Annotated in this window: 6 protein-coding genes; 3 read left to right on the forward strand and 3 right to left on the reverse strand. The window is 68.9% G+C overall.

The genetic code is table 11. The annotated features are described in order from the left end of the window. Window positions 1-15: 15 nt before the first annotated feature. A complete protein-coding gene (locus tag H3H55_RS20745; RefSeq protein WP_193100010.1) occupies window positions 16-2427 on the reverse strand; it encodes a patatin-like phospholipase family protein in 2412 nt (803 codons plus the stop codon). A gap of 270 nt (window positions 2428-2697) precedes the next feature. On the opposite strand from H3H55_RS20745, the gene H3H55_RS20750 reads away from it, so the two are divergent. Further along, on the forward strand, window positions 2698-3732 hold the full coding sequence (locus H3H55_RS20750; protein ID WP_048245785.1) for a rod shape-determining protein: 1035 nt from the start codon (window positions 2698-2700) through the stop codon (window positions 3730-3732). Window positions 3733-3960: 228 nt separating this feature from the next. Next, window positions 3961-4620, forward strand: coding sequence for a YdcF family protein (locus H3H55_RS20755; RefSeq protein ID WP_193100011.1), 660 nt, complete (start codon window positions 3961-3963; stop codon window positions 4618-4620). Window positions 4621-4684: 64 nt separating this feature from the next. On the opposite strand, the gene H3H55_RS20760 is transcribed toward H3H55_RS20755, so the two are convergent. Together H3H55_RS20760 and H3H55_RS37345 are read right to left on the reverse strand one after the other, a co-directional pair. Then, window positions 4685-5038 (reverse strand): hypothetical protein, encoded by a 354-nt coding sequence (locus H3H55_RS20760; protein ID WP_193100012.1) that lies wholly within the window; start codon window positions 5036-5038, stop codon window positions 4685-4687. 174 nt (window positions 5039-5212) lie between these two features. Then, entirely contained in the window at window positions 5213-5353 is a 141-nt protein-coding gene (locus tag H3H55_RS37345) for a hypothetical protein (protein ID WP_226800331.1), read from the reverse strand. Between H3H55_RS37345 and H3H55_RS20770 the strand changes: the two genes are divergently transcribed. Beyond that, on the forward strand, window positions 5352-14882 hold the full coding sequence (locus H3H55_RS20770) for an autotransporter-associated beta strand repeat-containing protein (protein ID WP_193100014.1): 9531 nt from the start codon (window positions 5352-5354) through the stop codon (window positions 14880-14882). The two genes, H3H55_RS37345 and H3H55_RS20770, sit on opposite strands and share 2 nt — an antisense overlap. The last annotated feature ends 10 nt before the right edge of the window (window positions 14883-14892 follow it).

Here is a 14892-nt window from a genome sequence, read left to right on the forward strand (position 1 = left end):
GACGGCTGCGCGCGCTCAATACGTGCGGCCGAGCTGCAGGTAGAAGTTGCGGCGGCCGGCGGGTGCGAGCGCCACGCCGATGTAGACAGGCCCGAACGCGGTCGACAGGCTCGTGAAGAACGTATAGCTCTGCTTGAGCGCGCCGCCGCCGACTCTCACCCCGCTCGACCAGACATTGCCGACTTCCGCGCTGGCGCCCACCGACAGCGCCTTGATCGGCGACGCGTTGAACGTCATCAACTGATTCATGTAGGTCACCTGCGCGTACGCGAGTTCGTTGCCGTTCAACTGGTCGGCCGCATAGGCGGACAAATGCTGGAAGCCGCCGAGCGTGAAGTTGAACGCGTTGATCAGGTTGGTGCCGCCGATACTCTTGCCGCCTTCGACCGTCGCGCTGAAGCTGTGCCGGCCGAACTGCTGCGCGATCATCGCCTTGCCGTAGATCTCGGTGTACGGCGCGTCGGTGACCCCGTCGGCGAAGTCCTGCGCCGATTCGCCGTTGCGCGATACCAGCGAGCGCTCGACGCGCAGTTCGGTGTAGTAGCCCTTGCGCGGGAACATCGGATCGTCGAGCTGGTCGATGACGAGCCGCGCGCGCGCAACCAGTGCCTGCGACGTGAAGCTTGGCCAGAGCAACTGCGGGCCGTCGCCGAAGTCGAGCGGCAGGTTGTAGGTCGGCGTGCCGTGGCCGGTCACGTAACCGAGACCGATCCGGAAATCGCCGAGCCGCGCGATCGGCAGGCCGAAATCGATCCCGGCGCGCGCCGTCTGCATCAGGTACTGCGTCATCTTCACGTCGCCGGTGGAGTCGTACAGGTTCGCGTAGCGGCGCTGGTATTCGGCGTAGGGCGACACATAGACGCCGTACGCCATCGACAGCGGCTGGCGCAATTCGACGCGCGCCGACTGCAGGTCGCTGCCGATCGTCGTATCCGCGCGGAACTCGAGTCCCGATTCGGTGAGCCACGGCCGCCGGTAGCCGACATGCAGGCGGAAACCGCCTTCGTCGGTCGAACTGCTCGACATGCCCAGGCCGAACAGCAGGAAGTTCGGCCCCCAATATTTTTCCCGCGCGTTGATCTCGAGCACGTTGTCGTCGCCGTGGCTTACGACCTGTTGGGTGACGCTCTCGAAGTTGCCGCCCGTCGTCAGCCCGAGCAGATCCTGGCTGACGGTCTGCGGATCGTAGAGGTCGCCGGGCTTCACGTGCAGCGCGTCGCTGACGACGCGCTTCGGCACGCCGCCGCTCGTCTTGATCTCGATGCGCGTGATCCGGACCGGCGGCGGCAGCGGCTGCGCGTGCGCGGAGCGGTAGGCGGCGTATTCCTCGGGGCTGAGCGCGTAGCGCTTCAGGCGCGGCAGCGCGGCGGTTGCCGCCGCTTCGCCGGCGGAGATGGCCTGGCGTGCGTTCTGGAAATCGGTGAAGCCGAGCGAGCCGAGCGCGGGCGTGAGCAGCACATCGTTCGCGGTGATCTGCTGGCGCTGGGCCGACACGTTCTGACGAATCAGGATCCCGACCATCTGCTGCATCACGTCGGCGGGCGACGCGAGCGCGTCGAGCGGGCGCAGCTGCGAGCCGATGTCGACGGCGATCACGACGTTTGCGCCCATCTGCCGCGCGGTGTCGACCGGCAGGTTGCTGACGAGGCCGCCGTCCACCAGCGCGCGGCCATTGATCTCGGCCGGCGCGAACAGGCCGGGCATCGCCATGCTCGCGCGGATCGCGAGCGGCAGCGAGCCGTGGTCGAGCACGACCATCTGGCCGGTCTGGAGGTCGGTCGCGACCGCGCGGTACGGAATCGGCAGCCGGTCGAACGGCTGGTTGGTCGGCACCGAGGCGGTCCAGTTGGCGAGCAGCGCCTGCAGCCGGTTGCCCTGCACGAGGCCGACCGGCGCCTTCACGCCGTCCTTGCCGAAGCCGAGCGTCAGCCCGTTGATGTACAGCCGTTCGTCTTCCCGGCTCGTTTGCGGCAGGTCCGCACGGTCCGTCACGTCGAACGCGATATCCGCGAGGTTGACCTCCGACAGCCGCTTCTGCATGTCGGCGGCGGCCATCCCGCTCGCGTACAGGCCGCCGACCACGGCGCCCATGCTGGTGGCCGCGATGCAGTCGACCGGGATGCGGTTTTCCTCGAGCACCTTCAGCACGCCGAGGTGCGCATAGCCGCGTGCGCCGCCGCCGGACAGCACGAGGCCGATCGACGGGCGGCCGGCCGGGCCGCCGTCGGCCGTGCAATCGTGCGTGGCGGCCGGCGTCGGGGCGGTGGCAGCGGGGGCTGCAGCCACCTGCGTGCCGGGTGCAGCGGAGGCGGGCGCGGTGGCGGTGGCCGGCAGCGGTTGCGCGGCGACCGTGCAGCACCAGAAGGCGACGAGCGTCGTGCAGAGCGGGCGCACCCGCGCCCAGCGGAAGGAAACGGTCGCTGTCATGGTGGAAATAACTGGCGTGATCGGGCGTCTGAGGCCTGCCGGGAGCAGGCAAGACCGAGAGATTACCGTGTTTTACAGGCGAAACGCGAGAGGCCGTTGCGTAGCCGGAAACGTCAAGAATGGTATTTTTGACAATTGCGTCGCGAAAAAATCATCGGAATTGCCTAAAGTATCGGAACGATTTGCCGCTAAGCTCGTGATAGGGCGGCGTGGACACGCCGCGGGAATGCGGTGCGGCCGTCCCGGCCCGTTCGCTCACAAAGGTTTGATATGTCGACACCGCTGTTCGGAAAGTTGTTTGCGCAACCCGTTGCGATCGACCCTGGAACGGCGAGTACGCAGATCTACACGCATGAGCGCGGTGTGGTGCTGAACCAGCCGTCGGTCGTCTGCTTCCGCAAGGCCGGTGCGACCGACGCGCGGCCGACGCTGGAGGCGGTCGGCGAGCTCGCGAAGGCGCTGCTCGGCCGCGAACCGGGGCATCTCGAAGCCGTGCGGCCCATGCGGCACGGCGTGATCGCCGACGCGCACGCGGCCGAGCAGATGATCCGCAGCTTCATCGACATGTCGCGCACGCGCTCGCGCTTCAGCCGCCGCGTCGAGGTCACGCTGTGCGTGCCGTCCGATGCGACGGCCGTCGAGCGCCGCGCGATCCGCGAGGCCGCGTTCGCGGCCGGTGTATCGGATGTCGAACTGATCGAGGAATCGCTGGCCGCCGGGCTCGGCGCGGGCCTGCCGGTGACCGAGCCGGTCGGCTCGATGGTCATCGACATCGGCGGCGGCACGACCGAAGTCGCGGTCATCTCGCTCGGCGGCATCGTCTACCGCGAGGCGATCCGCGTCGGCGGCAGCCAGTTCGACGCGGCGATCGTGAACCACGTCCGCAACCTGTACGGCGTGCTGCTCGGCGAGCAAACGGCCGAGCATGTGAAGAAGACGATCGGCTCGGCCACCAGCGCGGTGCCGCGCACGTCGACGCGCGCGGTCGGGCGCGGCATCGGCGACGGCCTGCCGCGCTCGGTCGAGCTGTCCAACCACGACGTCGCGGACGCGCTGGCCGCGCCGCTCAAGCAGGTGATCGGCGCGGTGAAGTCGGTGCTGGAAAACGCGCCGGCCGAGCTCGTGACCGACATCGCGAATCGCGGCGTGGTGCTGACGGGCGGCGGCGCGCTGCTCGCCGACCTCGAACGCCTGCTGTACGACGAGACGGGGCTGGTGGCCCGGATCGCCGACGAGCCGGCCACCTGCGCGGTGCGCGGCGCCGGCGAGGCGATGGGGCGGCTCACGATGTGCCCGGTCGACTGATTCGGCGCGGGCCAGGGCGCGCATCGCGGCGCGGCCATTCACATTCTTCCGATCTCAGGATGACCGGCTCCTTGTCGAGCGCGCTGCGGCGGCCGTGTTGCCGATAGCGCGACCACGGGCCGTCGTCGATCCGCCGCGTGGACACGCGCGAGCGCGCCGTGCTAGCGTTACGCGCCCATCCGGGGCCGGGCTGGCCGATCCGCCCGACGACCTGAGAGACCGAAAACCTTGAAATACCACGCCAAACGGGGCTTCGCGGCCCGAACGGGCCGCCTGCTGGCCGTCATCGCATGCATCTGGGTTGCCGCGGCCGTCGCGCTCGTCGCGTACGGGATGCGGATGCCGAGCCAACCGGCGGACGTCGCCGTGATCTTCGGCAACGCGCTCGACGATACCGGCGCGCCGAAACCCGTGCTCGCGGCCCGGCTCGACGTCGGCGTGCGCTGCTACCGCACCGGGCAGTGCCCGGCGTTTCTGGTCAGCGGCGCGATCGACGGCCCCGGGCTGAACGAGGCGACGGCCATGCGCGACTATCTCGTGGCGCGCGGCGTGCCGGCCGACCGGATCGCCGTCGACGACCAGGGCGACAACACGCTCGCAACCGCACAGCACACGCTCGCGTACCTGCAGGCGCACCGGCTGTCGCGCGTACTGATCGTCAGCCAGTACTACCACCTCGCACGGGCGCGCCTTGCGTTCGAGCGCGTCGGCATCGCGCGGGCCGACATCTTCGCCGCGTATCCACGCCGCTTCCAGTTGCGCGATGTCTATTCGAGCTGGCGCGAAGTGCCGGCCTACGCGGTGTATGCGCTGCGTCTGTGGGTGAATCCCGATGCGCGGCCGATTTCGTTCCGGCCGATGCTGTACCTGATGAGCCTGTTTTCCTGATGTGGCGCACGGGGGTGAACGCCTCCGGTGCCTGATTTTCTCCGCCTTCCGATTTCCTGCCGCTTCACGCCGGCGGCAGTGTTCCTTTTGTCTCGCCGACCATACCAGTAATAGTTGCGCAACCAAGCGATAACGATTCGCGTTTAAGGTTCGATGTAACGCGAAAATCGAAGCGATTTCGCCGCGCACGCAGAAACCCGGCTCGTATTTGATTATTAAACGGACGCTGGTTGTCGGTGTCGGCAATTTTTCGATGTGAAGATATTGCAGTGCAATAATCGGTTGCATTGTGTCGAGGTCGTAAATCCGCATTTTCTTGGGTGTGTTGATTTCGACGTCTTTGCGAAAGATCAAAACAAGCAGGCGAAAAACCTGCGAATACCACGATCCGACCTGCATTGGCGGGTAAAAAATACATGCTCGGTGACCCCTGATCCAGTGGGTAAACATCGACTGGAAAATGGCAGGACTTTGATATAGCCTTGTCTGACAAAAGCAGGGCAGTAATCAAATCAACCAGAAAGTCGCTGCAGAAAAACAGGGGCCACCGTCATGTCATTCGACTAGTTTCGCGTCCGCAATCCAGGGCCGATCAACCCGCCATCGATGAATAAACCGACGTCGCATCGCGACCGCCGGCGGGCACGCTTTTGTCCGTGATTCTCTGCTGTATGCCGTCCGGCACAACGGCAATACCAATATCAAATGCAAAACCAAAATCGAGGGAAAGCATGAATCTTGCGCGTTCGAAAAAAAACGGTGAGCCGTTTCCGAGACTGCTGTTGCCTACGGGTGTTTTCCTGGCGCTGTCCGGCGCAGGCATCGTTCCCGCTTATGCGACCTGCAGCACGGCGGGCACGACGGTGACCTGTTCCGGTATCGCGAACCCGCTGCAGCCGAGCTACTCGAACAGCGCCAACAACGTGCACGCGACGGTCAACCCCGGCGCGAGCGTCGGCGTATTGCTCGGCGTCGGCGGCACCGCGATGTCGCTGACCGGCAACGGCGTCACGCTGACCAACAACGGCACGATCGATCCGTCCGCACTCGGCTCGGGCCTCGGCGTGCTGTCGAGCGGGGCCGTGGTCGGCAATGCGTCCGCGAGCGCGAACACCACCGTCGTCAACAACGGCACGATGAACGGCTCGACCGGCGTGGCGATCAGCGGCGTGACAGGCATGGCGCTGTCGGTCCAGAACGGCACGGGCGGCACGTCGAACATTACGAACACCGGTACGATCGGGTCCAACCCGCTGGTCGGTGCGACCCTCGTCGGCGCGGACGCGCCCGTGGTCACCGCATACGGCGGCGGCCAGGTCAACATGAACAACAGCGGCACGATCAACGGCCGCGTATCGTTCGGCTCGAACGGTACGCCCGGGCAGGGCAATACGTTTACCAACTCGGGCACGATCAACGGCAGCGTGTCGATGGGCGCGAACAGCAACAACACGTTCAATGCCGTGACGGGCTCGTCGGTCAACACGGCGGGCGGCACCGGCGGCGCGTTCAACATCACGGTCGGCCCGAACACGCTCAACGTCGCGGCGACGGGCATCGTCGACGGCGGCGCGGGCGGCAACAACACGCTCAACCTGCAGCAGCAGGGCGGCGGGCCGGCAACCGGCTCGATCAACAGCACTAACTACATCAATTTCCAGCACCTGGACGTCGGCAGCGGTACGTGGACGCTGACCGGTGCGTCCACCGCGCAGGACGCGACGCTGAGCGGCGGCGTCGCGATCGTCGACAACAACGCAGGGCTCGGCACCGGCACGATCACGGGCAACGGTGGGGCGCTCCAGAGCGCCAACTCGGCCGTCAACCTCAGCAACAACGTGACGCTCGGCGCGGGCGGGCTCACAGTGCAGGGCGGCAACAATCTCGGGCTGTCCGGCTCGATCAACGGTGGCGGCAGCCTGACGCAGAACGGCACGGGCACGCTGACGCTCAGCGGCGCGAATACCTACTCGGGCGGCACCAACCTCAACAGCGGCGGCATCGTGCTCGGCAACGGTACCGCGCTCGGCACGGGCACGCTGACCGTCGGCGGGTCAGGCACGCTGGATACCAACGCCGGGATGACGGTCGCCAACAACATCGCGATCAACACCGGCGCGACCCTCACGCTGGGCGGCAGCAACAACCTCGGGCTGTCGGGCGTGGTGTCCGGGGCCGGTGGTCTGACCAAGAACGGGGCGGCCACCACGACGCTGACGGGCGCGAACACTTATACGGGCGGTACGACGGTCAATGCGGGCACGCTGGCGTTGGGCGCGGGCGGCTCGCTTGCGGCGACGGGCGCCGTGAACCTCGCCGGCGCGGGCGCCGGCTTCGATATCAGTGCATCGGGTGCGAACCAGACGATCGGCGCGCTGAGCGGCGTGGCCGGTTCGAACGTCGCGCTCGGCGGCAACACGCTGACGATGGGCGATGCGACGAACCAGACGTTCGGCGGTTCGATCGGCGGCACGGGCGGGATCGTGAAGCAGGGCACCGGCACCGAAACGCTGACCGGCGCGAATACGTACACGGGCGGCACGACGATCGCGGGCGGCACGCTGGCGCTCGGTGCGGGTGGCAGTCTTGCGACGGGCGGTGCTGTGAACCTGAGCGGCACGGGCGCGACGTTCGACATCAGTGGCTCGGGCGCGGCTCAGACAGTCGGCGCGCTGAGCGGCGTAGCCGGCACGACGGTTGCATTGGGCGGCAACGGATTGACGTTCGGCGATGGCACGAACCAGACGTTCGGCGGTTCGATCACAGGCACGGCCGGCGTGACGAAGCAAGGCAGCGGCACCGAAACGCTGACCGGCGCGAATACGTATACGGGTGGCACGACGGTCAACGCGGGCACGCTCGCGATCGGAGCAGGCGGTTCGCTGTCGGCGACGGGCACGGTGAATCTCGCGAACGCGGGCACGACGCTCGACGTCAGCGCGTCGACCACGCCGCAGGCGATCGGCGGCCTCGCGGGCGCGGCCGGCTCGACGGTCAGTCTCGGCTCGCAAAACCTGACGCTGGGCGACGCCGGTAATCACACCTTCGGCGGCACGATCGGCGGCACGGGTGCGATCACGAAGTCGGGCACCGGCACGGAAACGCTGACGGGCACGAACACGTACACGGGCGGTACGACGATCGCGGGCGGCACGCTGGCGTTGGGCGCAGGCGGCAGCCTTGCGACGGGCGGCGCCGTCAACCTGAGCGGTGCGGGCGCAACGTTCGACGTCAGCGGTTCGGGCGCGGCTCAGACGATCGGCGCGCTGAGCGGTGTGGCCGGCACGACGGTTGCATTGGGCGGCAACGGATTGACGTTCGGAGACGGCACGAACCAGACGTTCGGTGGTGCGATCACGGGTACGGCCGGCGTGACGAAGCAAGGTAGCGGCACCGAAACGCTGACGGGCACGAACACGTACACGGGCGGCACGACGATCGCGAACGGCACGCTGGCGCTTGGTGCGGGTGGCAGTCTTGCGGCCGGCGGCGCCGTGAGCCTCACCGGGGCGGGTGCTGGCTTCGATATCAGCGCGGCAGGTGCGAACCAGACGGTCGGCGCGCTGAGCGGTGTGGCCGGTTCGAACATCGCACTCGGCGGCAACACGCTGACCTTTGGCACCGCGACGAACCAGACGTTCGGCGGTTCGATCGGCGGCACGGGTGGGATCGTTAAGCAGGGCACCGGCACTGAAACGTTGACCGGCGCGAATACGTACACGGGCGGTACGACGGTCAACGCGGGCACACTGGCGATCGGCGCAGGCGGTTCGCTGTCGGCGACCGGTACGGTGAATCTGGCGAATGCGGGCACGGCGCTCGACGTCAGCGCGTCGACCACGCCGCAGGCGATCGGCGGCCTCTCGGGTGCGGCCGGCTCGGCGGTCAATCTCGGCTCGAAAAACCTGACGCTGGGCGACGCCGGTAATCACACGTTCGGCGGCACGATTGGTGGCACGGGCGCGATCACGAAGTCGGGCACGGGCACCGAGACGTTGACGGGCACGAACACGTACACGGGCGGCACGACGATCTCGGGCGGTACGCTGGCGCTCGGCGCGGGCGGCAGTCTTGCGACGGGCGGTGCCGTGAGCCTCACCGGGGCGGGTGCCGGCTTCGACATCAGCGCGGCGGGCGCGGCTCAGACGATCGGCGCGCTGAGCGGCGTAGCCGGCACGACGGTTGCGCTGGGCGGCAATGGGCTGACCTTCGGCGACGCGACGAACCAGACGTTTGGCGGTTCGATCACGGGCACGGCGGGTGTTACGAAGCAAGGTAGCGGCACCGAAACGCTGACCGGCGCGAATACGTATACGGGGGGCACGACGGTCAACGCGGGCACGCTCGCGATCGGCGCTGGCGGTTCGCTGTCGGCGACCGGTACGGTGAATCTCGCGAATACGGGCACGACGCTCGACGTCAGCGGGTCGACCACGCCGCAGGCGATCGGCGGCCTCGCGGGTGCGGCCGGCTCGACGGTCAGTCTCGGCTCGCAAAACCTGACGCTGGGCGACGCCGGTAATCACACGTTCGGCGGCACGATCGGCGGCACGGGCGCGATCACGAAGTCGGGCACGGGCACCGAAACGTTGACGGGCACGAACACGTACACGGGCGGCACGACGATCGCGGGCGGCACGCTGGCGCTGGGCGCAGGCGGCAGCCTTGCGACGGGCGGCGCCGTCAACCTGAGCGGTGCGGGCGCAACGTTCGACGTCAGCGGTTCGGGCGCGGCTCAGACGATCGGCGCGCTGAGCGGTGTGGCCGGCACGACGGTTGCATTGGGCGGCAACGGATTGACGTTCGGCGACGGCACGAACCAGACGTTCGGTGGCGCGATCACGGGCACGGCCGGCGTTACAAAGCAGGGCACGGGCACCGAAACGCTGACGGGAGCGAACACCTACACGGGCGGCACGACGATCGCGAACGGCACGCTGGCGCTGGGCGCGGGTGGCTCGCTCGCGACGGGCGGCGCAGTGAGCCTGACCGGTGCGGGTGCCGGCTTCGACATCAGCGCGGCGGGCGCGAACCAGACGGTTGGCGCGCTGAGCGGTGTGGCCGGTTCGAATATCGCACTCGGCGGCAACACGCTGACCTTCGGTACCGCGACGAACCAGACGTTCGGTGGTTCGATTGCCGGCACGGGCGGGATCGTGAAGCAGGGCACCGGCACCGAAACGCTGACCGGCGCGAATACGTATACGGGCGGCACGACGGTCAATGCAGGCACGATCGCGATCGGCGCGGGCGGCAGCCTCGCGTCGACGGGCACCGTGAATCTCGCGAATGCGGGCACGGCGCTCGACATCAGTGCGGGCGGCAACCAGTCGATCGGCACGCTGAACGGCACAGGCGGCTCGAGCATCGTGCTCGGCGGCAACACGCTGACGCTGGGCGGCACGACGAACGGCGCGTTCAGCGGCACGATCGGCGGCACGGGCGGCATCGTGAAGTCCGGCACGGGCTCCGAAACGCTGCTGGGCGCGAACACGTACACGGGCGGCACGACGATCGCGAGCGGTGCGCTCGTGCTGGGCGGGGGCGGGAGTCTTGCGACGGGCGGTGCCGTGACCCTGAGCGGTGCAGGCGCGACGTTCGACATCAGCGGTTCGGGCGCGATTCAGACGATCGGCGCGCTGAGCGGCGTGGCCGGCTCGACGGTTGCGTTGGGCAGTAACGGGCTCACGTTCGGCGACGCGACGAACCAGACCTTCGGCGGCGCAATCACGGGTACGGCTGGCGTCACGAAGCAAGGCAGCGGCACCGAAACGCTGACCGGCGCGAATACATATACAGGCGGCACGACGATCAATGCGGGCACGATCGCGATCGGCGCGGGCGGCAGCCTCGCGTCGACGGGCACGGTGAATCTCGCGAACACGGGCACGGCGCTCGATATCAGCGCGGGCGGCAATCAGGCGATCGGCGCGCTGAATGGCGTGGCGGGGTCGAACGTGACGCTCGGTGCGAACAACCTGACGCTCGGTAGCAGTACGAACGGTACGTTCGGCGGCACGATCGGCGGCTCAGGCGGCATCACGAAGCAGGGCACCAGCACCGAAACGCTGACGGGCACGAACACGTATACGGGCGGCACGACGATCGCGGGCGGCACGCTGGCGATCGGTGCGGGCGGCAGTCTCGCGGCCACCGGTGCGATCGGCCTGACCGGTGCGGGCGCAACGTTCGACATTTCCGGTTCGGGCGCGAACCAGACGGTCGGTGCGTTGAGCGGCGTGGCCGGTTCGAACATCGCACTCGGCGGCAACGGGCTGACGTTCGGCGACGGCACGAACCAGACCTTCGGCGGCTCGATCACGGGCACGGGCGGGATCACGAAGCAAGGCAGCGGCACCGAAACGCTGACGGGCGCGAACGCCTTTACGGGCGACACGACGATCGCGGGCGGCACGCTGGCGATCGGTGCGGGCGGCAGCCTGTCGTCGAGCAACGCGGTGAACCTGACCGGCAACGGCACGACGCTCGACATCAGCGCGGCCGGCAACGAATCGATCGGTGCGCTGAACGGCGTGGCCGGCTCGAACGTGACGCTCGGCGCCAACACGCTGGCGTTGGGCAACGCCACGAACGGCACGTTCGGCGGCTCGATCGCCGGCACGGGCGGGGTCGTCAAGCAAGGGAGCGGCACGGAAACGTTGACCGGCGTGAACACGTACACGGGCACGACGACGATCGGCGGCGGCACGCTGGCGATCGGCGCGGGCGGCAGCATCGCGTCGTCGGGCACCGTGAACCTCGGCAGCGCGGGCACGACGCTCGACCTGAGCGGCGCGGGGGGGAACCAGACGATCGGCGCGCTGATGGGCGCGGCCGGCTCGACGGTCGCGCTGGGCGGCAACGGCCTGACCTTCGGCAGCACGGCGAGCCAGACGTTTGCCGGCGTGATCACGGGTACCGCGGGCGTGACGAAGCAGGGTAACGGCACCGAGTTGCTGACGGGGGCGAACACGTACACGGGCGGCACGACGATCGCCGGCGGCACGCTCGCGCTCGGCGCGGGCGGCAGTCTCGCCGCGGGCAGCGCCGTGAACCTGAGCGGCACGGGCACGACGTTCGACATCAGCACGTCCGGTGCGAACCAGACGATCGGCACCTTGGGTGGCGTGGCGGGTTCGAGGGTCACGCTCGGCGCGAACGGGCTGACGCTCGGCAGCGGCGGCGGCAGCGCGACGTTTGGCGGGTCGGTCGTGGGCACCGGTGCGCTGACGAAGACCGGCGCGGGCACCGAAACGCTGACGGGTGCGAACACGTACACGGGCGGCACGACGATCGATGCAGGCACGCTGGCGCTCGGCGCAGGCGGCAGCCTTGCGGTGACGGGCGCGGTCAACGTGAACGGCGCGGGCGCATCGCTCGACGTCAGTGCCGCGGGCGCGAACCAGACGATCGGCGCGCTGAGCGGCGTGGCAGGTTCGACCGTCGCGCTCGGCGGCACCACGCTGACGTTCGGCGACGGCACGAACCAGACGTTCGGCGGCGCGATCGGCGGCACGGGCGGCATCGTGAAGCAGGGCGGCGGCACGACGACGCTGACGGGGGCAAACACGTACGGCGGCACGACGACGATCAACGCGGGCAACCTCGTGATGGGCACGGGCGGCAGCCTCGCGGGCTCGACGACGGTTAACCTCGCGGCGTCCGGCGCGGGCTTCACGCTCGGTGCCGGCGCGCAGACCATCGGCGGCCTCGCCGGTGTCGCAGGCACCACGGTTGCGCTCGGCGGCAATACGCTGACGCTCGGCGGCGCGGCGAACACGTCGTTCGGCGGCACGATCGGCGGCACGGGGGCGCTCGTGAAGGGCGGCACCGGTACGCAGACGCTGTCGGGCAACAACACGTACAGCGGCGGCACGACGGTCGCGGGCGGCACGCTCGTACTCGGCAGCAACGGCGCGCTCGGCACGGGCGCCGTGACGGTCGGTGCCGCGAGCACGCTCGACACGACGAGCGCGGTCAATCTCGCGAATGCGGTCACGCTGAATGCGAATGCAACGATCGGCGGGACGCAGGACCTGACGCTGTCGGGCGTCGTGTCGGGCGCGGGCGGTCTCGTCAAGGATGGCCAGGCCACGCTGACGTTGAACAACAGCAATACGTTCCAGGGCGGCACGGTGGTCAACGGCGGCTCGCTCGTGCTCGGCAACAGTCAGGCGCTCGGCACCGGCGGCCTCACGCTGAACAGCGGCAGCCTCGCGCTCGGCAGCACGAACGTGACGCTCGACGGGCTGAGCGGTGCGGCGAACGGCACGCTCGACACCGGCACGGGCACGCTCACGGTCGCGGGCGGCGGCACCTTCGGCGGCACGCTGACGGGCGCCGGCGCGCTGGCCAAGAGCGGCAGCGACACGCTCGTGCTGACCGGCACGAGCAACTACGCGGGCGGTACGACGATCGCCGGCGGCACGCTGCAGATCGGCAACGGCGGCACGTCGGGCAGCATCGCCGGCAACGTCGCCGATGCGGGCGCACTGGTCTTCAACCGCTCGGACAACCTGTCGTTCGGCGGCGCGATTTCCGGCACGGGTTCGCTGACGCAGGCCGGCAGCGGGCAGCTGACACTGACGGGCACCAACACGCTGAGCGGGCCGACCACGGTCAGCGCGGGCACGCTCGCCGTCAACGGTTCGCTCGGCCCGTCGATCGTGACCGTGCAGAACGGCGCGACGCTGACGGGCACCGGCACGATCGGCGGTCTCGTGGTGCAGGGCGGCGCGACGGCGGCCGCATCGCAGCCGGGCGCGGCGCTGAACGTGTCCGGCAACGTCACGTTCCAGCCGGGTTCGACGTTCCGGGTCGCGGCCACGCCGCAGCAAAGCGGTAGCCTCGCGGCCAGCGGTACGGCGACGCTGAACGGCGGCACCGTGCAGGTGCTCGCGAACCAGAACGGCTACCAGCCGAGCACGACCTACACGATCCTCACCGCAACGTCGGGCGTGCAGGGTGCATTCAGCCAGGTGAGTGCGAACTACGCGTTCCTGATGCCGACGCTCAGCTACGATCCGGACCACGTGTACCTGCGACTCGTCGCGAACGGCACCTCGTTGCCCGATGTTGCAACGACGCCGAACCAGCGCTCGGTCGCGACCGCGCTCGGCGGGCTCGGCGCCGGCAACCCGCTCTACGACGCGGTGCTGACGACCGACGCGGGCACCGCGCGCCGTGCGTACGGGCTGCTCGACGGCGAACTGCAGGCGAGCATGAAGAGCATGCTGTTGCTCGACAGTCGTTATGTGCGCGATGCGGTGACCGATCGCGTTCGCCAGGGTCTCGCGCCCGGATCGGGTCCGCTCGCCGCGCTGTCGTCGGGCGGCGCCGCGCTGTGCGGCGACAACACGGCCGGCGCGGTCGACCCGACGCTGCCGCCGGAACGCCGGATCGGTTCGCGCGACGGTTGCTACGGTGGCACGCCGTATCAGCCGGTCGTATGGGGGCAGGCGTTCGGCGGCCGCAGCCGGCTCACCGGCGACGGCAACGCATCGACGATCAACCGCAGCATGACGGGCTTCATCGCCGGTGCCGACATGGCGCTCAACGACAAGTGGCGTGCGGGTCTGGCGGCGGGCGTCACGCACAGCTCGCTCGACAACGACCAGAGCTCGTCGGCGTCGGTGAACAGCTACTACCTGTCGCTGTACGGCGGCGCGCAGTACGGTGCGCTCGGCGTGCGCGGCGGCGCGTCGTACACGTGGTACCGGATCAACAGCGACCGTAATCCGGGCTTCGCGGGCTTCTCGGATCACGACTCGGCCGGCTACGACGCGAATTCGGCACAGGTGTTCGGCGAAGTCGGCTACGCGCTGCCGGTCGGGCCCGTCGCGATCGAACCGTTCGCGGGCATCGCGTATGTGAACCTGCATACCGACGGTTATACGGAAAGCGGTGGCGCGGCCGCGCTGCGCGCCGGCGGCGAGACGACCCACGTCGGCTTCTCGACGCTCGGCCTGCGCGCGGCGTCGCAGATCGGCTCGATCGCGAGCGGCACGTTCACCGCGCGCGGGACGGTCGGCTGGCGGCACGCGTTCGGCAACGTGCAGCCGTCGTCGGCGTTCACGTTCGCGAACGGCGGCACGTCGTTCCAGGTGTCGGGCGTGCCGATTGCCCGCGACAGCGCAGTGCTCGAAGCCGGCATCGACGCGAACATCACGAAGCGCCTGACGCTCGGCCTCACGTACAGCGGCCAGTACGGCAGCGGCGTGCGCGACAATGCGGTGCTCGGCAACATCCTGTGGAAGTTCTGACCGGCGCGGG

Source organism: Burkholderia sp. Z1, assembly GCF_014893795.1.
Classification (GTDB): Bacteria; Pseudomonadota; Gammaproteobacteria; order Burkholderiales; family Burkholderiaceae; genus Burkholderia; species Burkholderia theae.